At 42.6% G+C, this 21,482-nt stretch carries 23 protein-coding genes; 1 reads left to right on the top strand and 22 read right to left on the bottom strand.

Going from position 1 to position 21,482, the window contains the following annotated elements:
* On the bottom strand, nt 1-417 hold the full coding sequence (locus tag O3602_RS04320) for a hypothetical protein (protein WP_021153982.1): 417 nt from the start codon (nt 415-417) through the stop codon (nt 1-3).
* Nucleotides 418-734: 317 nt separating this feature from the next.
* Here O3602_RS04320 and O3602_RS04315 point away from each other — a divergent pair, with 317 nt between their 5' ends.
* Nucleotides 735-1,052 carry a helix-turn-helix domain-containing protein gene (locus O3602_RS04315; protein WP_021153983.1) on the top strand — a complete coding sequence of 106 codons (318 nt, stop codon included), beginning with the start codon at nt 735-737 and terminating at the stop codon, nt 1,050-1,052.
* 477 nt (nt 1,053-1,529) lie between these two features.
* Here the strand turns inward: O3602_RS04315 and rsmA are convergent, their stop codons facing one another.
* The 21 genes from rsmA to O3602_RS04210 form a co-directional block, all read right to left on the bottom strand.
* Nucleotides 1,530-2,405 (bottom strand): 16S rRNA (adenine(1518)-N(6)/adenine(1519)-N(6))-dimethyltransferase RsmA, encoded by an 876-nt coding sequence (gene rsmA / locus O3602_RS04310; RefSeq protein WP_371611215.1) that lies wholly within the window; start codon nt 2,403-2,405, stop codon nt 1,530-1,532.
* On the bottom strand, nt 2,402-2,737 hold the full coding sequence (locus O3602_RS04305; RefSeq protein WP_049486197.1) for a hypothetical protein: 336 nt from the start codon (nt 2,735-2,737) through the stop codon (nt 2,402-2,404). The genes rsmA and O3602_RS04305 overlap by 4 nt, the downstream gene beginning before the upstream one ends.
* Before the next feature lie 107 nt (nt 2,738-2,844).
* The gene (rnmV, locus tag O3602_RS04300) at nt 2,845-3,438 is read right to left on the bottom strand and encodes a ribonuclease M5 (RefSeq protein ID WP_193389212.1); all 594 of its coding nucleotides are present in this window, start codon (nt 3,436-3,438) and stop codon (nt 2,845-2,847) included.
* Nucleotides 3,410-4,180 (bottom strand): TatD family hydrolase, encoded by a 771-nt coding sequence (locus O3602_RS04295; RefSeq protein ID WP_371611214.1) that lies wholly within the window; start codon nt 4,178-4,180, stop codon nt 3,410-3,412. The genes rnmV and O3602_RS04295 overlap by 29 nt, the downstream gene beginning before the upstream one ends.
* 125 nt (nt 4,181-4,305) lie before the next feature.
* Entirely contained in the window at nt 4,306-4,440 is a 135-nt protein-coding gene (gene rpmH / locus O3602_RS04290; protein ID WP_003003086.1) for a 50S ribosomal protein L34, read from the bottom strand.
* Between the two features lie 147 nt (nt 4,441-4,587).
* Nucleotides 4,588-5,217: a hypothetical protein gene (locus O3602_RS04285; RefSeq protein WP_003012463.1), complete on the bottom strand. Its 630-nt coding sequence runs from the start codon at nt 5,215-5,217 to the stop codon at nt 4,588-4,590.
* A gap of 78 nt (nt 5,218-5,295) precedes the next feature.
* Nucleotides 5,296-6,243, bottom strand: coding sequence for an RNA-binding cell elongation regulator Jag/EloR (gene jag, locus O3602_RS04280; protein WP_151378923.1), 948 nt, complete (start codon nt 6,241-6,243; stop codon nt 5,296-5,298).
* A gap of 15 nt (nt 6,244-6,258) precedes the next feature.
* Nucleotides 6,259-7,074: a YidC/Oxa1 family membrane protein insertase gene (locus O3602_RS04275; protein ID WP_003015944.1), complete on the bottom strand. Its 816-nt coding sequence runs from the start codon at nt 7,072-7,074 to the stop codon at nt 6,259-6,261.
* A gap of 1 nt (nt 7,075) precedes the next feature.
* Nucleotides 7,076-7,417: a ribonuclease P protein component gene (gene rnpA, locus O3602_RS04270; RefSeq protein WP_003002960.1), complete on the bottom strand. Its 342-nt coding sequence runs from the start codon at nt 7,415-7,417 to the stop codon at nt 7,076-7,078.
* A gap of 78 nt (nt 7,418-7,495) precedes the next feature.
* Entirely contained in the window at nt 7,496-8,173 is a 678-nt protein-coding gene (locus tag O3602_RS04265) for a CPBP family intramembrane glutamic endopeptidase (RefSeq protein WP_003002966.1), read from the bottom strand.
* Between the two features lie 85 nt (nt 8,174-8,258).
* Nucleotides 8,259-9,152, bottom strand: a complete 894-nt coding sequence (locus O3602_RS04260; protein ID WP_003012469.1) for a TDT family transporter — start codon at nt 9,150-9,152, stop codon at nt 8,259-8,261.
* Nucleotides 9,153-9,422: 270 nt separating this feature from the next.
* Nucleotides 9,423-9,647, bottom strand: coding sequence for a preprotein translocase subunit SecG (locus tag O3602_RS04255; protein ID WP_003003038.1), 225 nt, complete (start codon nt 9,645-9,647; stop codon nt 9,423-9,425).
* Nucleotide 9,648: 1 nt separating this feature from the next.
* Complete coding sequence (asp4, locus tag O3602_RS04250; RefSeq protein ID WP_003003066.1) at nt 9,649-9,840, bottom strand: accessory secretory system protein Asp4; 192 nt, start codon at nt 9,838-9,840, stop codon at nt 9,649-9,651.
* A complete protein-coding gene (gene gtfB / locus O3602_RS04245; protein ID WP_371611213.1) occupies nt 9,833-11,188 on the bottom strand; it encodes an accessory Sec system glycosylation chaperone GtfB in 1,356 nt (451 codons plus the stop codon). The genes asp4 and gtfB overlap by 8 nt, the downstream gene beginning before the upstream one ends.
* Nucleotides 11,172-12,686: an accessory Sec system glycosyltransferase GtfA gene (gene gtfA, locus O3602_RS04240; RefSeq protein ID WP_003003073.1), complete on the bottom strand. Its 1,515-nt coding sequence runs from the start codon at nt 12,684-12,686 to the stop codon at nt 11,172-11,174. The genes gtfB and gtfA overlap by 17 nt, the downstream gene beginning before the upstream one ends.
* 11 nt (nt 12,687-12,697) lie before the next feature.
* Entirely contained in the window at nt 12,698-15,082 is a 2,385-nt protein-coding gene (gene secA2 / locus O3602_RS04235) for an accessory Sec system translocase SecA2 (RefSeq protein WP_371611272.1), read from the bottom strand.
* 26 nt (nt 15,083-15,108) lie between these two features.
* Entirely contained in the window at nt 15,109-15,579 is a 471-nt protein-coding gene (gene asp3, locus O3602_RS04230; RefSeq protein ID WP_003012414.1) for an accessory Sec system protein Asp3, read from the bottom strand.
* A complete protein-coding gene (gene asp2 / locus O3602_RS04225; RefSeq protein WP_003012442.1) occupies nt 15,576-17,120 on the bottom strand; it encodes an accessory Sec system protein Asp2 in 1,545 nt (514 codons plus the stop codon). The genes asp3 and asp2 overlap by 4 nt, the downstream gene beginning before the upstream one ends.
* A gap of 1 nt (nt 17,121) precedes the next feature.
* Nucleotides 17,122-18,699 (bottom strand): accessory Sec system protein Asp1, encoded by a 1,578-nt coding sequence (gene asp1, locus O3602_RS04220; RefSeq protein WP_003012436.1) that lies wholly within the window; start codon nt 18,697-18,699, stop codon nt 17,122-17,124.
* 8 nt (nt 18,700-18,707) lie between these two features.
* The gene (gene secY2 / locus O3602_RS04215; RefSeq protein ID WP_003012481.1) at nt 18,708-19,922 is read right to left on the bottom strand and encodes an accessory Sec system protein translocase subunit SecY2; all 1,215 of its coding nucleotides are present in this window, start codon (nt 19,920-19,922) and stop codon (nt 18,708-18,710) included.
* Nucleotides 19,923-20,691: 769 nt separating this feature from the next.
* On the bottom strand, nt 20,692-21,482 hold a 791-nt coding region (locus O3602_RS04210; protein ID WP_371611212.1), incomplete at its 5' end, for an LPXTG cell wall anchor domain-containing protein.

Here is a 21,482-nt window from a genome sequence, read left to right as displayed (position 1 = left end):
TTATCCCCAAGTAGTAGCACCGATAAGTGCACCTATCCAAATACCTAGAATCATTGTTCCGATTGAAGCAATCATAATGATAGTCCCTTGTTCCTTATCTCCTCTACTACGCACAAGATAGCCTAAGATGATGCCAATAATTCCAAAAACTAAAGGTAAAAGTAGAAGTGAGGTGCCAGTACAAATCCAACCCCAAACTTTTAATGCAGTTGTATTGCTTGGTTTATTCTCAGCGGTTTGTTGAAAAGTAGATTTTCGCTTGATAATGTAACTGCCCTCTGTGCCATAAACTTCCACTTCATCTCCAACTTCTGGGAGAAAATCAAAATATTCCCTTTCAATTTCAAGGAGAGTTCCATCGGTTTTTCCAAGGTATATGGTTTCGATATTGTCTTTTAAAACTTTATAAACATTCATTTGATTTTCCTTTTCTATTTTTCTAGTCAACTTTTTTGAAGATTCCCATGCTTTAACTAGTGTCGTTGGTAAATAGTTTGAATATCATTTTTTATGACTCTGTATTGTACTTTCTTTTTTACATTATGACTTTCTATAGTAGTTTTACATATTAAAAGTATGTTTTTTTATCATAAAAAGACTTATTTGTATTTAATTATATCATAAAAACATATCTAGAGTATTTTTTATAAAAAAATAAATACAATAACGCCCTGACGTTTTGAGCGAATAAAGGGTAGCCTATATCTTATAGAAAGAACATAGGAGAATAAAGCATGTCGTTGAGCGAAAATGTTTCCAAACGAATCTATGAGTTAAGGACAAATAAAAAGATGACACAGGAGAAGTTAGCAGATAAAGCAGGCATGGATGTCAATGCTCTGGGACGAATTGAACGTGGGCAAAATAGTAATATCAAGTTGGAAACTTTAGACAAAATTATCCGTGCTTTGGAGATAGACTATAGAACCTTCTTTTCATTTTCTGTGAGTGAGGACACTTTTTCTAAAATTGCGTCCAAGCTATCGCTAGTAGCTGACGAGGAAAGATTTCTGGAAATATTTGATAGAATACTGGATATTGAGTTAAAATGAGTAGAAATTAGGTATAAATAAAAAGTACCAAACAGTAATTTCTACTTGCCTGCTGAACTCATCAGTAATGAGAATTTTTGTACTCTTTTTGTACACTTTGGAGTAAAGTCTAGTATTTTTTTAATTTTTTATCCGGAGAAAATTCCTTGTGAATAGTCGAATAGAAGAGTAGCTAAAAGCATTTATGGGGGATAAGGTGGGCGACCAAAGTCATGACATAGGGCGTAGAAGCGACTATCCTCCAATGTATTCATTACTTTTTCAATAGTAAAGACGAGATAGTCTTGTGGCAAGAAAGAACTGATTTTTAGTGGTAAAGTTTTTTGATTTGTGTCATAGCGAATATGCATGAGATATATTTTTTAAATGACTTACTGATCAATTCTATTTGATTAAGGCTATCGAATCCATGCAAAAAGCAACGGAAAATCCGTTGCTTTTTTGAGTCAGGGAATTATTGTCTCAGACTCTTTTCTGTTATCTTATTCCTGCTTCTAGAAGGCCATCTGCTAAGCGGGCGAAGTCTTCTAAACTAAGAGCTTCTCCTCGCACAGATGGTTGCAGGCCAGCAGCTTCGATCCCTACTTCTAGTTTGGCTTTGATTTCTTCGGTCTTGCCAAAGCGACTGGTCAAGTTGTTCCAAAGCGTTTTGCGGCGGTGGACAAAGCTAGCCTTGCTGACAGAGAAGAAGAAATCTTCATCCTTGACGGCCACTGCCGGTTCTTCGCGACGCACCATCTTGAGGATGGCCGAGTCGACATTTGGCGCTGGCACAAAGACGGTGCGGGGCACGATAAAGGCCACCTTAGCCGTCATATAGTATTGGACTGCAATGGATAAAGACCCGTAAGCCTTGGTATTAGGTTCGGCTGAGATGCGGTCTGCTACCTCTTTTTGCATCATGACCACAAATTCTTGGAAAGGAATTTTAGACTCGATCAAGTGCATGAGGATGGGAGTCGTGATGTAGTATGGAAGGTTGGCTACTACCTTAATTGGAAGCTCTGGATTTTTAAACTCTGCGATGTACTGGTTGAGATCCACCTTGAGAATGTCTTGGTTGACAACCGTCACATTATCAAAATCACGCAAGGTATCCGCTAAGATGGGAACTAAGCGGTCATCAATCTCAAAGGCCATCACTTCTGCCGCATTTTCTGCCAAAAACTCAGTGAGAGCTCCAATTCCTGGACCGATTTCGATAACATTGACCTGCTTATCAATCTCAGCAGTGTCCACAATCTTTTGAAGGATATTGGTATCGGTCAGAAAGTTCTGTCCGAAGGATTTTTTAAAGGTAAAACCGTGACGCTCCAGCACTGCCTTAGTCACGCTATAATCTGCAATTCTCATTTTTTCTCTTTTCTAATATAGTATGCTTCCGGGGTAGAATGATAGAGTAAAACAAACAAGGGAGTCCCAGCAATTCCTTCCAACATCTCTTTTAATACTGCTTCCGGATGGATAATCTCTCGTGTTTTAGTAAAATAAACACCTTGTTCCCCATTTCGATTTCGAAGTTCCCAGGCGACATTGTTTCCTTGAATAGATGGTAAATAACGTTCCTTTTCTAGAAAATCAAAAAATTCTTTCACCGTCATGTCTTCAGAGACTTCAAATTCCACTTCATGAGGTAAAACATCGTCCCCCATACAGACAGATTCTCTATCAACGATTATTTTCATATTATTATTCCTTTACACATTTCTATTTGATTTTTTTAAGATGAATCTCCTAGAAATAACTTTATTTACTACTATTGCAACACCTTCTACTTACATTTGAGGTTCACTTAGTTATTCTCATAACTTTTCATAGCATCCTCAACCTCAGCCAAGCTGATTCCAAACAACTCCAAGCGTTTGATCAGTTGTTTGCCATTGCAGTAGCCAATACGGAGTTCTTCTCCTAAGTATTCCCGTCGTTTGCGACTATCGCTTCCCATCAACAACCCAAGACGCATCAAGTCTGACTTGGTAATATCAAAGAATGTCTCATCTTCATAGGAGCCAACCAGGCCAGCTAGGGCTTTTTCTAAGTCTTCAAAGCTAGCATGCTCCACTCCCAAGGAACGCCCCTTGGTCTTGGACTTGGGTACTGCTTCGCCTCGATTTAAAAAGGCATGTTTGGCCTGGGGCACCTCTTGCATAATGATCTTGCGAATGCGCTCGCCATTATAGTCTGGATCGGTAAAAACAATGACCCCACGCAACTCTTGCAAGGTAGCAATTCGTTCCAAGTCATCTTGATCGATCGCAGAGCCTCGTGTTTCATAGGTATCCACCTCATAAAAACGACGGAGATTGGCTGTGTCGTCCTTGCCTTCAACAACAATCACTTCCGGTATTTTTCTTTTCTCAGTCAAGGCCAAATACCTTTCTTGCATTTTCATAGGTTGTCTGAGCCACTTCTTCTGTTGTTAAGCCACGTAGTTCTGCAATGAAGTCTACTACATAACGAGTGTAGGCTGTTTTATTTTCTCGGCCACGTTTGGGAACTGGTGCCAGATAAGGGGCATCTGTCTCAACCAAGATCTTATCGAGCGGCAGGCCAGCTGCTGCTTCTTGAACATCTGTGGCTTTCTTAAACGTCACCACTCCAGAAAAGGAGATCATCATTCCCAGATCCATGAAGCGTTTGGCTTCTTCTAAACTTCCTGAGAAGGAATGCATGATCCCACCGCGAGGCCCGACTCCTTCACTCTTGATGATGGCATAGGTATCTTCAAGAGCATCACGCGTATGCACCACGAAAGGCAAGTCCAAGTCCTTAGACAATTGAATCTGACGACGAAAGACCTTTTCTTGAATGTCTTTTGGTGCTGTCATCCAGTGGTAATCCAGACCAATTTCTCCTAGGGCGACAACTTTGGGATGTTTCAACTGTTCAAGTAAATAGGCCTCCACTTCAGGACTATAATCGCCCGCCTCAGTGGGGTGCCAACCAAGCGTGAGATAGAGCTCTGGATGCTGGTCTGCCAAGGCTATTCCTCGCTCAATCGTCGGTTTGTCAAAACCAACAATATTATGAGCTACAACGCCCATTTCCTTGGCCAAGTCCAGCTCTTCTTGTTCTTTTCCTGCGAATTCTTCCACATTGAGATGGGTGTGGGTATCAAAAATCTGCATGATCTTCCTTTTCTTCCGAGTTTTTCTTCTTTCTATTATAGCAGAAAGCGCCTCTAAATTCACTTTCGGATAAAACAAAAACCAGTAGTCTCGAGTTTCTACTGGTTTTTAGGTTTTTATCTGAATTAGGCAGCCAAAACTTTGCGTCCTTTACGACGACGAGCTGCCAATACGCGACGACCGTTTTTAGTTGCCATACGATGACGGAAACCATGTTTGCGCGCACGACGAAGTTTACTTGGTTGATAAGTACGTTTCACGATGAATACCTCCTCATAGATTTTGTATTCGTTTAGCCGGCTAGTTGTGATCAGTTACTAAACATACTTTACTATTCTATCGGATTCAGCTCTATTTGTCAATAGCTATGGCAAAATTGTTGCAAATACAGGTTGGAGAAAACCTTTCTACACCTGACGGGTTGCCAAGTAATAGGGTTCCAGAGCCACCAGCGCCTCTTGCAACTGTTCCAGGATATCCTCAAGAGAACCTTCCTCGACTAGAGAAACATCGTATTTGACGAGGACCTTACGAACCGTTCCGTCTGCTACTGCTTGTAACAGATCATGGCGATTCTTTTCTGTTCCCTCTACCCTTTGACTCTCTCCATTTTTCTGGGCGAAATAATAAACTGGCTGAGTGATGGGAAGGGTGAGAACCTTGTGTTGTTTTTGAAGGCTCTGCTCGTCTTTTTTTCGCTCGATAAAGCTCACCTCTAAGGAAACACCAAAATCAGCTGCATCCCCATAAAGCCTCAAGGCAAACATGGGCTCTGCCATCGTCCCTTCGCCTCTTAGATAAGCCCAAAAATGAGGCCGCAAAATTTGAGCCTGGTTCATCCATTGGCTAGTCCGATCTTGCTCCAAGTAGGGGTGACGCTTCTGAAAGGCTGAGACTAAATCGGTGAATTCCTTACGAGCCGCTTGAGCTAGGGCACGATACTGCTCCATCTCCGAGGCTAGCACCCCTGCCTTCGCTGGGGCCTGGTAGTGAATTCCTTGAAGCTTTAAAAACTCTCGAATCGCTGCAAATGTCATCTGCTTCCTTTCTAATCATAACAAAAAAGGAGAGATCGGCTCAATCCCGTCTCTCCCTTATGGGAAATAATAGCTAGATTATCCTTCGATATCTACCACCACGTAACGGTTTGGTTCTTCCCCTTCAGAGTAGCTAGTGACTCCTTCCATCTTAGAGACGATACGGTGAATGATTTTGCGTTCACTGTTTGACATCGGATCTGTCTGTTGGGCTTGCCCATCTTCGAGGGCACGCGTTGCTAACTTCTGAGCATAGCTTTGAAGAACTTCTGCCCGGTGTTCTACATAGTCATTAACATTAATGGTAATGTAAAAATTCTTTGAGTAGCGGTTATAGAGGTAATTTTGCGCCAAAAGTTGAAGAGCCTTCAAGACTTTTCCGTGGTAACCAATAACACGTCCTGGTTCATTGGTATCAATTTGCATATTGACCGTACGGCGGTTGTGACTACTTGAGATAGTCGCATCCACATCCATTTCATCGAGCACTGTTTGAACATAGGCTGTCACATCAGCTACGACTTCTTCGATATTGTAGTTTTCCTCTACTTCGATACCAAGATTTGAGAAATCAGATTCACTTGATTCTTTTGTCGCTGGTTCTTTGACTTTTTCAAGGATATGTTCATGCCCTTTTTCTTCAAGAACGGTATCTGCTTCTTTGTCATGTTTCAGGATTTCTGTCTTGATTTCTTCAGAGACAACTTCTCCTTCTTCTTCGACCTTTTTGATCGCTGCTACGACGCGTCCGAGATCAACCGTTGCTTCGCTCACAGTCTTAACCGGTTCGTTTTGCGCATTGATCTCATCTGGGACACCTTTGACAGCTTTTTGATTGGCTTTCACAACAGTTGTTTCTGCAATCGGCTCAATCTCTACTTGGGCTGGTTTTTTCCCAAACAAGCCAAGAAAACCTTTCTTTTCACGCGCTACAACCGTAATATGTGCCTTCATACGAGGAATATCTAAATCGTTCAGACCTTTTTGAATCGCTTCTTCAACAGTTGCTCCAGTATATAGGACCATATGTCCACCTCTTTCTTATTTTTTCTTTTTCTGTGCTTTGTTTAGGGCACGGCGTTTTTGTTTTTCCATGTCGCGCGAAGCTTGCTCTTTTGCTTCACGCTCTGCAATAATCTTGAAGGGGTTGTTCAAGAGATAGGTTTGCCCGACTTGGTAAGCATTGGAAGTCACCCAGTATAGTGCGACCCCGCTGGCTGAGAACAAGGCAAAGAAGAAGATCATCACAGGCATCACATACATCATGGTTGTCGCACTACCATTGCGCTCTGGCATGGCTTTATTGGTCAACCAACTGCTGAAAAATGTGAAGAGTGCTGCAAGAACCGGCAAGATATAAGTCGGATCAATCGCACCAAGGTCCAACCAAAGGAAGTGACCGACTTTAAGAAATTCGACACGGCTCAGCGCTTGGAACAAGGCCATCAAGACCGGCATCTGGATTAAGAGAGGAAGGAAGGCTGAAGACGTTTTGACGCCTTTTTCCTTGTAAAGGGCCCGCATCTCTTCAGAAAGCTTGGTCCGACTATCAAGATCCTTCCCAGGATACTTAGCTTGCAATTCCTTGAGGAGGGGTTGAATTTCCTGCATTTTGCGGGTTGAATTCATTTGATATTGGAAGAGAGGCAAGAGGACCGTCCGGATGACAATGGTAAAGACGATTATCCCTACACCGATACTTCCACCAAAGGACAAGAAGCGGATAGCTTCTGCAAAGAAGTAGACGAAGCGTTCCCAACCACCCGTCGACTGAGCTGTCACTTGAGAGGTTCCACAAGCTGTCAAGACCAATAAGGCCGCTCCTAATAATCCAGTTAACTTCAGTTTCTTTTTCACATTATTCCCTTTCTTGGTAGACATGTGCTAATTTTAAGACATGTACAAGATTTTTCTCTACTTGATGAAAGTCGAGTTCCTCCACTCCTTTACGAGCAATGACAACAAAATCATCGGTCGTAAGGAAGGCTTGGTGTTTGATCAAAACATGGCGAATCAAACGTTTGATGCGATTTCTGGTCACAGCATTTCCCAGTTTCTTACTAACAGACAGGCCGACTCGAAAATGCGGTTGGTCTTTGCGCAAGCGGTAAACAACGAATTTCCGATTGGCAACATTTTGACCACTTTTAAAAATAGCATTAAAATCTTTGTCACGTTTGACGCGGTAGCTTTTTTTCAAACCTCAACTCCCTCTATTAAATTTATTCTATTATACCATATTTTCAAAAAAAACCAATCTCACTCAGGAAATCGGTTGCTACTTAAATACAGATAAAAGTAAAGGCAAGGTGTAGTAGAGATTGAGCAAGATATGAGCTAAAATTGGAGAAAGGAGCGTCTTACTCCGATAATACAGGATCCCAAAAATCACACTCGGCAGGAGATAGATGATAGAAGCTCCTAGCGAAAAGGGATTGTGGAGAAAATGTAGGCCACTGTAGATGAGGGCTGGAAGCCAAATCTCAGCATAGAGTTTCCAGCCTTTGAAGTAGGCATTCACCAAGGCTCCGCGAAAGATCAGCTCTTCTGTCACCGGCCGGATGATAACCATTGCGATCACTAGGATAAGCACCCCTGTGGGGCTAATTTCCCGTGGAAACAGACTCAAAACGGCTGCCCGTCCTTGAACAAAACCACTGATGAAGTAGTCCAACCAGTAAACCAAACAGGCCGCAAAAACGGCTTCTATCAGAGCTTGAAGAGGGTTCTTCCCCAGCTTAAACTGCGCTTTTTTAGAAAAACGATAGACCAAAAATCCTGTAAAGACTGCATAGAGGCCTTCTAGGCCAAATAAGGTCCAATAATAGCTATTGGCGCTTGCTACACTATTGGAGACATACTGGGCCAAGGGGCGAAATTGAGGCCGAACATAAAAATAAAACAAGAGCAGAAAGAGGGGATAAAGCAGTGAGAGCTTTCCTTTGATAAATTTCATAGATACCTTTCCTATAAAGCATGACAAATCGTATAGTGCATCTTACCATAATCGTGACTTGGTCTCAATGAAAAAGGATGCCTTCCTACTCTTTAAGATAAGCTACATAACCACCTAAGACAGCGACTAAAATCAAGAGACAAAGAAGAGTTTCCAGCCATACGAGAGCTGTCAAGAAAGGTAGTTGCAACAAGCCTTGGGCCATTTTCAAAGAGGTCGCTGTGATGACTGTTGGAAAGGTCAGGGCTGAAAAAGCAGGTTGAAAACCTTCTTTGATCATTTTCGGTAGGCGCGTCAACACAAAGAAATAAAAACCTTGCGAGGCCACCACCATGATCAGTAAGAACCAGACAGGAAGACTTGCTCCACCCACACGAACCAGGGCTGCTAAAAGAAGGGAAAATGGAGCACAATAGATGCCTTCTTGGCCCAATAGATGACTGGGTAAGGGTGACTGCTTCAAATCATGATAGATAAGGGGATAAAGAAGAAAGGTCAAACCAAAACCAATCACTAAAGCGAGATAAGCAATCTCTCTTATTCCCACAACAGGATAGGTCAAAGCTGCTACTGCAATGCCCACATAGAGAACGGTCCAACTGGGAGTGGCATTGGCTCTTGGTCGCGCTAGGACATGGGTCTTGGTAAAATAGAGAATCAAGCCCAGATCCAAGAGAAAGGCAGACCACCAGACCAACTGTGATAGACCTCCAAAGGCAGGAAAGAGACGCAAAAGATAGGTGGATAGAATCATCCCTGCCATGGGAAAGGTCGCCATCCCAGATAAAAGGGCTGGTTGTTGGAGTTCTATCTTGGTTTCTTGCCAGCGAATCGCATGATAAACGACAAAGAAAAACCAGAAGAACAAACCTGTCAGACTAAAGGCGTGGGCAAGGAAGGGTAGCGAGTCTGCGAGAAGGTTTCCAGCGCCAACCAGTCCTAACAGACAGCCTGAAAATACTAAGGGGATCTTTTTCATCGGAAGCTCCAATCATGTTGTCGCTTTCAGTATACCATAAAAGAGAAGGAAGCAGGATAAAAAAAGAGAATGGGACAGAAATCGGTAATTCGTTAGAATTCGATTTCGTCGTCCCACCTCCGCACAGTTGAGTAGGGCTGTAAAAGCTGATGAAATCAGCGTAGTAGAGCCCACTCAACCACTGCGTCTTGCGCGACAATCCAAAAACAATTGAGAGGTTAGGACTTTTGTCCCAGCCTCTTCAAATTGTAGATAGAGTCATCTTAGAAACTAGGCCTGTACGACCATCATATAAAGAAATAAGGATACGAGAAAGACGATACTAACAACAAGGGTCGCTAGCTTGAGTCCACGGTGGGAGCGCCAGTAACTTGGTTTTCCTAGGTTACTGGTCGCATCTGTTGAGAGCGATTGTTGTTGGCGAGGCTGCAGGGTGATCAGAACCACAAGAGCGAGGGATAAGATCGAGATCCCGATTGCAAATACCATTTCCATCTTAGGATCCTCCTAACACTCTGAAGAGGGTAAAAATAACTCCCAGCAGAATCACCAAACCAATGATCACATTAAAAGTGACATTGATCTTTTCAGAACGTGTCGTCTTTTCTTTTTCGGCAGGACGGCGTTTGAGAGACTCCATCCGTCCTTCTACTTCTTTGTAAAATAAATCTTTCTTACGATCACTCACTGTGTCCACCTATCCCTTCTTGCAAGCGAGCTTTGAAAACAGCTGGCTCAACGCTACTTGATTGAGCAATTTGTTGTGCGACGACTTCTCTGTAGTTATCCACAGATTGGTAGATTTCCTGGATGCGGGCCACCATATCTGCTTCTTTTCCTTGATCAAAGATATTGGCTTGTGCGAGGAAGTGGCGGCCATGCAAAGTATGGCTAAAGGCAAGGATGACTTGCTGGTGTTCGAAGGCCTTGCGAACAATGCCTTGCACCTCTGCATAGTGGTTGATATCCAGATAAATACTAGAGACCTTAAGCAACTCTTTGATCCGCTCTTGACTGATATTTTGGTACAAGACCACATTTGGATAGCGGACCATAGACAAGAGGCTCGCAGACATCTCCGTCAAAGCTGCTACACGGAAGGTCACATTTGGCAAGTTCTCTACTAGGTAAGTCAAGGCTTCGATCTGATCCGAATTGGTCAAGACAAAGGCGTCTTTACGGATATCGTCTTTCACCTTGAAATCATACAGGTAGCCAAGGGGACCGAAATAGCTATGCTGGTCCTGCGAGGTCAACTGCAAAGCGCGATGATAAGTCGCGTTTTGCGGAATCAAGATCTTCTTGGTCCGGATTTCTGGGCCCTTTAGAATCAACTGCATGTTTCCCGGAAGGCTGTCGTGAAGAGGCTCTTGCCACACCAAGACATCGCGTCCTTTGATGCCTTTATTGCCCAGCTGGAGACTAATACTAAAGGAGGTAGCCAGCGTATTGTAGACCAAACCATCTAGATCAAAACCACGATACTCTAGATAAAAGACAAAGTAAGCTAAGCGATTCTTGAAAATCCGCATGGGTTGATGGTCCAAGGTCAAGATCAAATCCCCTGTTTGGTGATTCTCTGTCAAGCGCTCGATATCCCCTTCAAAATAAGTGGTCACCAAATGCTGACCTTGATCGCCACAAGTCGTTACAGCAATCTTACGACCGTATTGGTCATAGTGCTCAACCACGACCACTTGCCCCTTGTCATCTAACCACTCTAAGCGCTCGACAATGCGTTTATAGGAAGCAGCATGGTAAACAATTCGAGCCTTTTCCTGACCATAGTAGGTCACTTTCCCCGAACTGTTATCCCCAGAAACTTCCCAGAAATCAGGCACTGGAACTTCATTAAAGTAGCGTCCCCGCTTCTCTCCTTTTGCTTGTCCTAAGAAATAGATAAATGGAGACTCGACACCGTCTGGTAAGAAACCATTTGGCTCCAAAACAACGGTCGGATGGTCAAAACCAGACTCTTTCATGGAGTGGAGCAGGTCTTGGCTTTCACGAGAATAACTATCAAATACATTCAGCATGTGTCACCTCTTCTATCAATTGTGCCCAAGCTTCTTCTACTCGGCTGGTCAAAAAGTCTTCTGCACGCGCATAAGATGATTGACGCATGCTGGCTAGATCATCTTTTTTGTATAGCTGGATGATTTTCTCCGAAAAGGCAGCAGCGATCTGGTCGACCACTTGATCTGCTGAAGGCGGAATGAGATAGCCATTTTCCCCTTCTGTGACAAAGGTCTGGTTTCCATAAGGAACATCAAAACCGATAATCGGAAGTCCAGAACCAATCGCCTCCATCAGGGTCAACCCAAAGCCTTCACTGGTCGATGCTGACAGGTAAACCTCATAATTCTTATAAATTTCCTCTAGATTGGCATGCCCTTTGAGATGGATATAGTCTGCCGCTCCCAATTCATCGATTAGAGAACGCAGCTTGCCTTCTTCTCCACCTTTTCCATAAATGTCAAAAGACAGTTCTGGCAATTCTTTTTTGGCACGAACCACTGCTCGCACCAACCAGTCAATATGCTTTTCTGTCGCCAAACGAGAGGCTGTAATCATAGAAAATGGGGTGCGATTTTCGTTCTGTGGCAAGTTCGCAAGACTCCCAACTGGAATGGTATAGATAGCTGGCTGATGGTTGGTGTATTTGGCAAATTGCTCGGCTAAGATTTCTTTTTGGCGGTCCGTCGCGACAATAAAGAAGTCCACCTTGTCCGCATTGGTAAATTGGTAGTCGTAATAGTTATTCCATAGGATATACTGATCATCGACATTATTGGCATTGAAATGCTCGGCATGGACGACCACACCCAGACGCGCTTTTTGCGCTTCTTCAAAGATAGGCTGACCGATATTCGTTTCCCGATCCAAAATCACCAGATCCTGTTTGGTCAATTGAAGGGTCTGCATGAAGTAGCGGATCAATTCTTGGCGACCAACCAGGTAGCGATCTGGGAAACGATAGATTTCGCGGCCATCTGCCATCTGCATGCTGTAGGCAACCGACCCGTCTTCATTGTAAAACCGGCGTTCAATCAAGTTGGCTTGATTGTTCTTAGGAATGAAGTACTCGGTACAATAACGGGTATAGGAGAAATAATCCTTTCTCACCAAAATTCCTCTAGATACATACTCGCAACGTTCGACATAAGGACTATTTTCTGCCCGCAAGTAGCAGGTCAAAAAGTTGTCCTGGTCCTCATAAAAGAAGCGCTTGATCTTACCTTTGACTTCTTCACGAGTCGGTTTTCCGGCAAATCCTGCTAAGACCTGATCAAGGGTATAAGTCGTTGGCGCAATCTTCATATCCGTAAAATGGCTATAGAGCCAGATGATTTCATCATTTTGAAAACCGATATTTTCTGTTAAATGCTGGATATTATCGGCTAGAATCATATCCATAAAGGCAAACTTAGCTGGTTGATGGATATTGCGTAACAACTGGGCACGGTAGGCCTGGGCATACTCAACACCACTGCTAGCCCAACCGATTCCAAGATTGATATTGTATACTGTCATAATGTCCTCTTTTATGGGAAATGCAAGACTATTTCCCCTTTTTTATTGATTTCTACTCGACTTAGCAGGAGATTGCGGACCATTTGTTCCTTGGCCGCCTCTTTCATTCGTTCAAAGGATTGGTAGGCTTCTTGGAAAAACTCAACTAATGGATTCTTTTGACTGGCATATTGACCAGACAGAGCAGCTCGAAGTTGCTGCAAATAATCGACCTGCTCTACCCAGTTTTCATCGATTGCTTTTAGGATGGCCATGCGCTGGAATTGGGCGATCACCTCATCGGTGCCTAAGATCTCATACTTAGCTTCTAACTCTCTTTGAGCAATTTCCCATAAGAAATTTTTCTTTGTTTTTTTAGAACGGAATGATCGATGAGTCGTCTGCGGATCCACCTGATAGCTCACATTGTCCAAAATATAACGATAAAAAGCAATGGGATCTATGTAATCTTTATTATCTGCCACTCTCATAAAGACTTCTCGGACAATTTGTTCGACAATTACATCCAAACGACCTTCTTGTTTAATCAAGCGGTTACGTTCCTTATAGATGATATCTCGCTGAATGTTCATACTTTCTGCAAATTCAAGCGTCATGCGACGACTGGCCTGACTAGAACTTTCACTTGCATTTTGAGCCCGTCCCACCAGATTCTTATATTTTCGTTTAGTCAACGGCTTAGTGGCACCAATTCGCTCCTCTACATCGTAGTCTTGGTAAGTATCCTGAATCCAATCTGGTCCCCAGTTTTTCATCAAGTCATCTTCCAGAGAAACAAAGAATTTGGTCCGTCCAGGATCTCCTTGGCGACCAGAACGACCACGAATTTGAAGGTCAATCCGCTGGTTCATCATCCGTTCGGTCCCAACAACTACTAGTCCCCCTAGTTCAGTCACTCCAGGACCCAACTTAATATCGGTCCCTCGACCAGCCATGGAGGTCGCTACAGTCACTGCTCCCATTTGGCCAGATTCTGAAATAATTTGGGCCTCTCGAGCGGCATTATTAGCATTTAAGAGGTTGTGAGCTATGCCCTCCCGCAATAGAAGATTAGAATAAAGGATGGACATCTCAACTGAACCTGTAAAAACTAAGATTGGATTGCCATTTGCATGGACTTCTTTGATATATTCTAAGGATGCAAACACTTTTTCAGGCAGGGTCTGATAAATCTCATCTGGCAAGTCCTGGCGGATTTTTTTTCGGTTAGTCGGAATTTTAATGACGGACATGGCATAGGTATCGAGAAACTCTGCCTCAGCGACTTTCCCAGTCCCCGTCATTCCTCCAAGCTTACGAAACATCTTAAAGAGATTTTGGTAGGTAATGGTAGCCATGGCCCTTGTTTCTTGGGTTAGCTTGAGACCTTCTTTGGCTTCAATCGCTTGATGGAGTCCTCCTTGCAATCGTGTCATTTCCATCAATCGACCTGTTGCCTGGTCAAGTAAGACAATCTCCGGTTGCCCTTCGACATTGGGATGGATGACATAATCCTTATCCTTAATAAAGTTTTTATTGGCTTGAAGAGCTAAGCTGATATGGCGGACCATATCATGATATTGGGGATTATAGAGGTTGGGAATAGCAAGAAAGCTTTCTGCTGCATGAGCTCCCTTTCGAGTCAACCAAACCCGTTTCTTTTCTTCATCAAACTTGAAGTCTTCCCCCTCTTTGAAGGTTTGGATCAGGGTATTAATAATCCCATATAGGTTGGATTGAACCCGAGGAGAACCAGAAATAATCAAGGGAGTCTGAGCACTATCTAGAAGCACTGAATCAATCTCATCGACAATGGCATAATTGAAGTTTGCCAAAAATTGGCCATCTGTTGAAGCTGTCAAGTTCTCTGTTAAATAGTCAAAGCCCAGACTGGTATTTGTCGTATAAATGACATCTGACCGGTAAATCTCCCGTTTGACTTCTGGATCTAATTCTTCGTCTTCAGACTGTTTCAAAGGAACTCTAACGGTCAATCCCAAAAAGCGGTAGACCTGTCCCATTTCTTCCGCATCTCGGGTTGCCAGATAGGTATTGGTCGTAATGACCATGACCCCTTTTCCTTCTAAGGCATTGAGATAAACAGGCATGGTCGCTGTTAAGGTCTTTCCTTCACCGGTATTCATTTCAGCGACATTGCCTTGGTGGAGGACAATCCCTCCCATGACTTGCACGTCATAAGGAAACATGCCCAAAACCCGTTTATCAGCTTCACGCGCAACGGCAAATGCTTCCGGTAATAAATCATCCAAGGTCTCGCCCTGAGCTAGACGTTCCCGAAATTCTACAGTCTTCTCCTGTAGCTGATGATCCGTCAAGCGGGTCATATGATCTTTCCAGCTATTCACTTCCTTCAAGATCTTTTTAATTTTTCTTAATGTAAAATAATCCAATGTGATCCTCTTTTACTAGCAGTCTGGCTCGTCTATGCGAGAACCTCTGCTCCCTCAGACGATATTGGTTGAATCGTGAAATAATGAAAAACAAATTCTTGCATGCCGGCACTAAGGAGACGCACTTCGTAGGCGTAGGCATTCTCTGGATAAACAAAAGCCAAGCTTCCATCTGATGTTACCTGACGTTTGACAGGCACACCAAAACGGTCCAGAAAGACAATTTCCACCATCACTGTATGGGAAGGTGTGGAAGTCATGCTCACATCTAATACATAAGATTGACCTCGTTTTAAGAGCGGAAGACTAGGAGCCCAACGATTGGCGCTGAAATTGCTCATTGATTTCCAGGTCTTTAAAATTTGACCAGAAGGCATCAAGGGGTTTTTAAAAACAACCTTATCCCTCGCAAAACCTTGGATAAGCGAGCCCCATAGATAGTCTGCTGAAGGCAAGGGCCCCCAATAGTGCCGTCTGGCTTCTTGTTGTTTAATAGTTATCATTCGATCCTTCCAAAATCTCTTTCCATGATTTCTTTATATTGGGTTAAAAACCATTCAACAATCGGTGCACTGGCATCATTGTGTCGACCAGGTCGACTAGAACTAATAATCCGCACAGGATGATCATAGAGGGCTTCTAAAATTTTCGGATAGGCCAGTTGATCATAGTCATCATCTCTCATATAGGCCATGGCCAGAATAGTATCCTTCAAATCCGCTTGATTGAAACGATCCCAAAACCGTTGATTCAATAGATCAATACCCTCCCTTGAGACTTGTCCGACAAGCAACTGCATCATATCTAAGGATGTCCCAAACTCATCGGGACGTTTGAATTTCAAATTAGCTGCCACATCCCCAAGATTAACAATCGGTTTCCCAACTAAAATAGCATGAGGCGAGTAGGAGGAGCCATAGTACAAAGCTCCAAAGGTCCCCATAGAAAGTCCAGAAAAGTTCATCTCTTTAGGACCAAACCCTAGCCAGTCTAGATACTGATCAATGTAAGCAACAATCTGATCTTCTAGCTCTTGAGAGCCCATATAGAAGGAGCCACCCTCTAAGCGCGGATCTGAAAAGAGGATAAAGGGGCTTCCCATTCTTCGCATCATGACAAATCCTTCAAATCCTTCAGCCGGACGATACCCTGAAAAATAAATATTCAAAGGCGGTTTCATATCTCCAGGATGGAAGTAAGCAAAGATTTCCTGACGCTTGCTATCCCGAAGTGTCTGGGCCCCAACGGTCATTTCCCCAAAAGGACCATGAGAATAACGTTTGTGTAAGGCCCCAATCTTCAACTCCCCTTCTCCTTTTGCTTCCAGACAAAAGGCTAGATAATATCGCTCAAATTCATCTAGCAAGATTGGCTCTTTTAGGTCATCCTCAGAGTAGATAATCTCTTTCACGAGATCACCAATAGCGCCACTTTGGAAAAATTGAATGCGCAATTGAAGTTGACAAGAGGGCTCTTTTTCATACTCTAACCATATATTAATGGGAGTAGTCCCATCGTAAACATAATTATAAATCCATTGAGCCAAGGGAGTAAAGTCCTTCCCGAAAGATCCCGTCAGCTGCAAGAGATGTTTCCCTAAAACTGTCTGCGAGCCTGAAAAATCAGGACGAATGCGGATATCGTAAGCCGTAAAAGCATCCCCATACTGACCATCATAAAGGAAACGAGTGACTTGATAGAGAAAATGGGCTTTGTCTGAAAAATCCCAAGCCCTAACCTGCTTCAACCGAAGCAATTCCTTCACTTCTTCCGGATAGGTTTCTTGTTGGAACTGATGATTGTAAAAAATGGTATAGGGTTGGAAAAAGTCCATCTGATCTTTTAGACCCAACAAATCTTCAGGTCGATCTATTAGTAAGGCTTTGAATTTTTGGATTTCCTGCTCTTCCATATACTCTTTTAGAGAGGGCAAATCCTGGCATGAAAAATAGTGCCAACCCATTTCTTCTGGAATCTCTACTTGTTCCAGCCAATTTTCTAAACCAATTTGAAGAATATGACTTGTTTTCGACTGTTTGTCCATACTATTCTTTCATCCATCCTTCCCACTTGGCTATCAAACGCGGGCCCGTATACTCTTGTATTTTATCGACAGAGTATACCAGGGCTTCGTTCCATGGTTTCAAGGCTGTTAAGAAGTACTTCAAAGCCTTCTCTAATTCTCCTTCTTTGGATATGATATAGCCGTTCTTTAGATGATCGACAAATTCTGTCTTGGTTCGATTCACCTGAGGAATCCCCGCTGAGATTCCCGCAATTTGTGTATAAAGATTCGGTTCATCATTAAGGTCTACAATCAAGCGGGTCTGTTCCAACTCCTTGATAATATCATTCTCATGAAAGAAGTTCTTTACCGTATAACGATATTCTGGCGCTTCTACAGCTAACTCCTCATCCTGAATCTTATTCTCCCCAAGTTCTTGATCTGTGACTGTTAGCTGCACCGAAGCTAAGGCAACCTCTTCTTCTATCAATTGTTTTAATTGACTTCTTAAGGTAAGCAAATGATTTTCAGATGTACTGTAAAAGGCAAAAACAAGCTCAAACAAGGGGTTCTCAGCCAAGATTTCCAGCAAGTTCTTTAGTAGCTTTTTCGATAGGAAACCGTCTTCCCCCACATAGAAAAAGATTTTTGATTCTTTGCGTTCCTGACTATTCCCTAATCGTAAGCGAGAGTCAAAAGAGGTCACTCGATGGACTTTAGACTGCAAGGTTGGAGAAAAGCCAAGAATGGCTTCTTTTGTTTTTTCACTATCTGTGACAATCAACTGAACATCCTTTAAACAAAAATAAAGTAGGGAATCATATAGAGACAAGGGCTGGCGTTTCCCATAAAAAGACAGAACTTTTTTAACTCCAAATCCTAATTCTTGCAAGAAGGGTAAATTGGCCGGATGGGCTGCAAAAACTGCTTGATCTTGCTGAGGTATGATGGTCCCAAGCAGGAACTTCATTTTCTCCATGATGACTTCTTTGATTTCCGAGTAGACTCCTTTCTTAAACAAGGATTGAACGTGCTCATTCACAAATACCGAATGATTATCTTCCGTCAGCATTTCACGTAGAACCCAAGTTCCGTCAACACTGAGATACTCTTGGAAATAGGGATGCCCACTTTTATAGTAAATGACACTAGAAAGAAAGCCTCGATCATCTAAATATTCAATAAAGGCAATCTCTCCATCCTTGAGGCGAGTAATAGAGAGGATATTCCCATCTACACCCATGTCGATTTTTGCAATCATCTCCCCTCGACGAAAAGCCACTACCTGAAAAGGTGTGTAGGCAAAAGTGGTCTCTGAAGGCCACTCCAAATCCTCAATCTGCACAGGCATCATTTCCTGATCTGGAGAGACCCCCTGCAAGTGATCAAAGACAGAGAGATAGTCTGTTTCTAGCAAATCTTGACGGTGTAAAAAATAGCGTAGTTGGGGAGCATAATGCGGAATCAGCAACTTCCGATCAATCCCTGCATCTTGGAAGACACGAACCTGGTTAATGGTGTCATCAAACTCGATTGAATCCTTCGTCCAGTACCAAGGGATGGTGGTGCTATGCCAGGTCCGTTCTGACCCGTACCAAGCTGGTATAAAGTAATACATGATAACTCCTAGAATAGTCTTGTATATCGTTGATTTACTTGGAGAGCATGAATCTCTTCCCGGATGTTGTATACCATTCCGACAAACATAAGGAAGGTTCCTGGAATCATTGTTAGGCGCAATAAATCCTTATCCCATAGTAAAACTGAAAACGGTAGGGCAGTAAAAAGAATGAGATAGAAGGTCCCAAAAACAGTCAAGCGTAACACAATCCCATTAATAAATTTTCGAGTATCTGGACCAGGATAAACCGAATCGATATACTCTGAACTTTTCATCATTTTTTCAGCAATTTCCTCTCCATTGACATTGACAAAAGAAAATGCAAAGGACAAGAGGGCAATCATAAATATGTAGAGGAGGATCCAGACAGGCTCACCCATCACCAATTCTTTTGCAAACTTAGCAGCCCATTTAGCATTTGAATCCATTGAGAGAACCAGCAACAGCACATACTGTGGAATCGATACTAAGGTCATGGCATACATAAACGGCATCCCTCCAGCTGGGTTTAGCTTGATATCTAAAAAAGAATAACTTTTTAGGTTGTTGTGAATTCCAAGTTTATTGACTGGAATGCGATAACGAGCATACTCGATCAAGACGGCTGTATAAACAAAGGCTAAGATGAGAAAGAGACCAATTGCATACCAATAAGTTGGAATATCCATTTTAGATAAGGTCCGCATAATATCTTCTGGCAAATACATCACCATTCCAGCCATCATGATGACGACTGAATTTCCCAAGCCGAGTGCGGCATTTAAATCTGAGAGCCAGACTAAAAAGAAGGTGCCTGCGATCATAATCATCGTGTTGACAGCAATCACAAGAGCTGAATTTAGACTGGTTTGCAGAGGTAAATACATGGAAACTGCCAAGGCTTGTACTAAGGCGAGTAGCAAGGTTAGATACATTTTTCGTCGACCGACAATATCTGCACTGGTCTTTTCGAGATTAAAGCGCTTGGATACGGTAAACACCCGCCACAATATCATGGAAGACATCCACGGAGAAAGGCCGATTGAAAAAATCGACATTCCTCGTAAATTTCCTCCCATAATGGCACTGGATAATTGCAGGCCCGTCGCAGTCGTTTCATTCACATTAAGCACTCGCGACAAATCAACAAACGGCAATGCAATTTTACTACCAAACACATAAATAAAGACGAATAAAATCGTCCAACAAAATCGTTTCCCAACTTCTGATCGTTTTATCATGTTAATTTCAATAATTTTTCTTTCTCCGGACTTGCAGAATTAGATCTGACGAACTTAATTTTAGCTCATTGGTAAACTAACTATTTCAAATTAAGAATAACGTATATTTAGTTTGCTGAAATATTCGACGATAATGTTTCTTTCACTACCTGATTATCTTCTTCCAAGCTAGAAACCACAAATACTTAGCCTTTCTCGTTGATAAAGGTCACTAGCTTTGCTTGAAGACTCTCTAACTTATGAACTAGATGAGCATCCCATTCTAAAATGGAGATTGAACAAATACAATATCCTCAAAAGAGACCCCGCTAGGATGCCATCCATACGAGAATTCAGATCTCTCCATGGTTCATTCGTCTGATCATAAAAATAGATGTCAAGCTCATTAACTCCAAACTATCGGACAATTTTTATAATATCGTTCTGGGCCATTAAGGCAATACTTTTGGAAGATTAACCGAAAAGATTTGTAAAATGGATTTTCATCTCTAGTCCCTTCTTTTTCTTCTACTTGTTTATTAAAAGTTATTGCAATTGAACCATTAGTCGATTTGCTAACTTAATAAGTTTCAGACCACTTGTTGGTCACCTTTACACAGAATTCCGAACGAGTTCATCCTCATTCATTATAACATATTCTCTATCTGATTTCGTATTTCGCATCCTCTCACTGGAGCTAACTCCTCCATTAAAAACCAGCAAAACTATGTTAGGTTTTGCTGGAACTTGGCAACGTGAAATGACATCATTTCCTCATTTATTTCTAGGGTTATTTTTCTTCTTTTTTCCGATGACCCAATGAAGTTAAACCTGCAAAGAGAGTGGTTAGCCCTGCAAGGTAAGGACCTTTTGAAGGACTCACTCCAGTCTCTGGAAGTGTTACTTTTGATTGACTGTCCTTTTGCGAAGAGAGCATAGACTCCGATGAGATCAAGGAAGTTGATGGATCTGTGAATTCTTTTTGAGAAGGCAAAGCACTTATTGATGCTAACCCACTTGTTGAGATTGAATGCGAAGATAGGCTTGATTGTGAACGACTTTCAGACAATGAAACAGTGACCGTTTGTGAAATCAAAACCGATTCAGATAAAGATTCTGAAGCGGTCTCACTGAGTAAAGTTGACGCTGCTTCTGACTCTGACGCGCTCACCGATTGAGTTTCTGATACAGACTCTGAAGATGACTCACTTTGTGAAGTTGACGTCGCTTCTGACTCTGATGCACTCACGGATTGGGTTTCTGATACAGATTCTGAAGCGGACTCACTGAGTGAAGTAGATGATTCTTCTGATTCTGATGTGCTCACGGATTGGGTTTCTGATACAGAACCTGAGGCGGACTCACTGAGTGAAGTTGACGCTGCTTCTGACTCTGATACACTCACTGAGTGAGTTTCTGATACAGATTCTGAAGATGACTCACTCAGTGAAGTTGACGCTGCTTCTGACTCTGATACACTCACTGAGTGAGTTTCTGATACAGATTCTGAAGATGACTCACTGAGTGAAGTTGATGTCTCTTCTGACTCTGAGGTGCTTACTGATTGGGTTTCTGACACAG

The organism is Streptococcus sp. 27098_8_186 (assembly GCF_041432055.1).
Classification (GTDB): Bacteria; Bacillota; Bacilli; order Lactobacillales; family Streptococcaceae; genus Streptococcus; species Streptococcus dentalis.
The sequence above is the reverse complement of the archived record's forward strand: the minus strand, read 5'-3'. Positions and strand labels throughout refer to the sequence as shown.

Bases quoted from the DNA above. Each gene is read 5' to 3' on its own strand.
- O3602_RS04320 (WP_021153982.1), bottom strand. From the start codon at position 417: ATGAATGTTTATAAAGTTTTAAAAGACAATATCGAAACCATATACCTT.
- O3602_RS04315 (WP_021153983.1), top strand. From the start codon at position 735: ATGTCGTTGAGCGAAAATGTTTCCAAACGAATCTATGAGTTAAGGACA.
- rsmA (WP_371611215.1), bottom strand. From the start codon at position 2,405: ATGAGAATTGCAGATTATAGCGTGACTAAGGCAGTGCTGGAGCGTCAC.
- O3602_RS04305 (WP_049486197.1), bottom strand. From the start codon at position 2,737: ATGAAAATAATCGTTGATAGAGAATCTGTCTGTATGGGGGACGATGTT.
- rnmV (WP_193389212.1), bottom strand. From the start codon at position 3,438: ATGCAAGAAAGGTATTTGGCCTTGACTGAGAAAAGAAAAATACCGGAA.
- O3602_RS04295 (WP_371611214.1), bottom strand. From the start codon at position 4,180: ATGCAGATTTTTGATACCCACACCCATCTCAATGTGGAAGAATTCGCA.
- O3602_RS04285 (WP_003012463.1), bottom strand. From the start codon at position 5,217: ATGACATTTGCAGCGATTCGAGAGTTTTTAAAGCTTCAAGGAATTCAC.
- jag (WP_151378923.1), bottom strand. From the start codon at position 6,243: ATGGTCCTATATACTGGAGCAACTGTTGAAGAAGCGATTCAAAAAGGT.
- O3602_RS04265 (WP_003002966.1), bottom strand. From the start codon at position 8,173: ATGAAATTTATCAAAGGAAAGCTCTCACTGCTTTATCCCCTCTTTCTG.
- O3602_RS04260 (WP_003012469.1), bottom strand. From the start codon at position 9,152: ATGAAAAAGATCCCCTTAGTATTTTCAGGCTGTCTGTTAGGACTGGTT.
- O3602_RS04255 (WP_003003038.1), bottom strand. From the start codon at position 9,647: ATGGAAATGGTATTTGCAATCGGGATCTCGATCTTATCCCTCGCTCTT.
- gtfB (WP_371611213.1), bottom strand. From the start codon at position 11,188: ATGCTGAATGTATTTGATAGTTATTCTCGTGAAAGCCAAGACCTGCTC.
- gtfA (WP_003003073.1), bottom strand. From the start codon at position 12,686: ATGACAGTATACAATATCAATCTTGGAATCGGTTGGGCTAGCAGTGGT.
- asp3 (WP_003012414.1), bottom strand. From the start codon at position 15,579: ATGATAACTATTAAACAACAAGAAGCCAGACGGCACTATTGGGGGCCC.
- asp2 (WP_003012442.1), bottom strand. From the start codon at position 17,120: ATGGACAAACAGTCGAAAACAAGTCATATTCTTCAAATTGGTTTAGAA.
- asp1 (WP_003012436.1), bottom strand. From the start codon at position 18,699: ATGTATTACTTTATACCAGCTTGGTACGGGTCAGAACGGACCTGGCAT.
- secY2 (WP_003012481.1), bottom strand. From the start codon at position 19,922: ATGATAAAACGATCAGAAGTTGGGAAACGATTTTGTTGGACGATTTTA.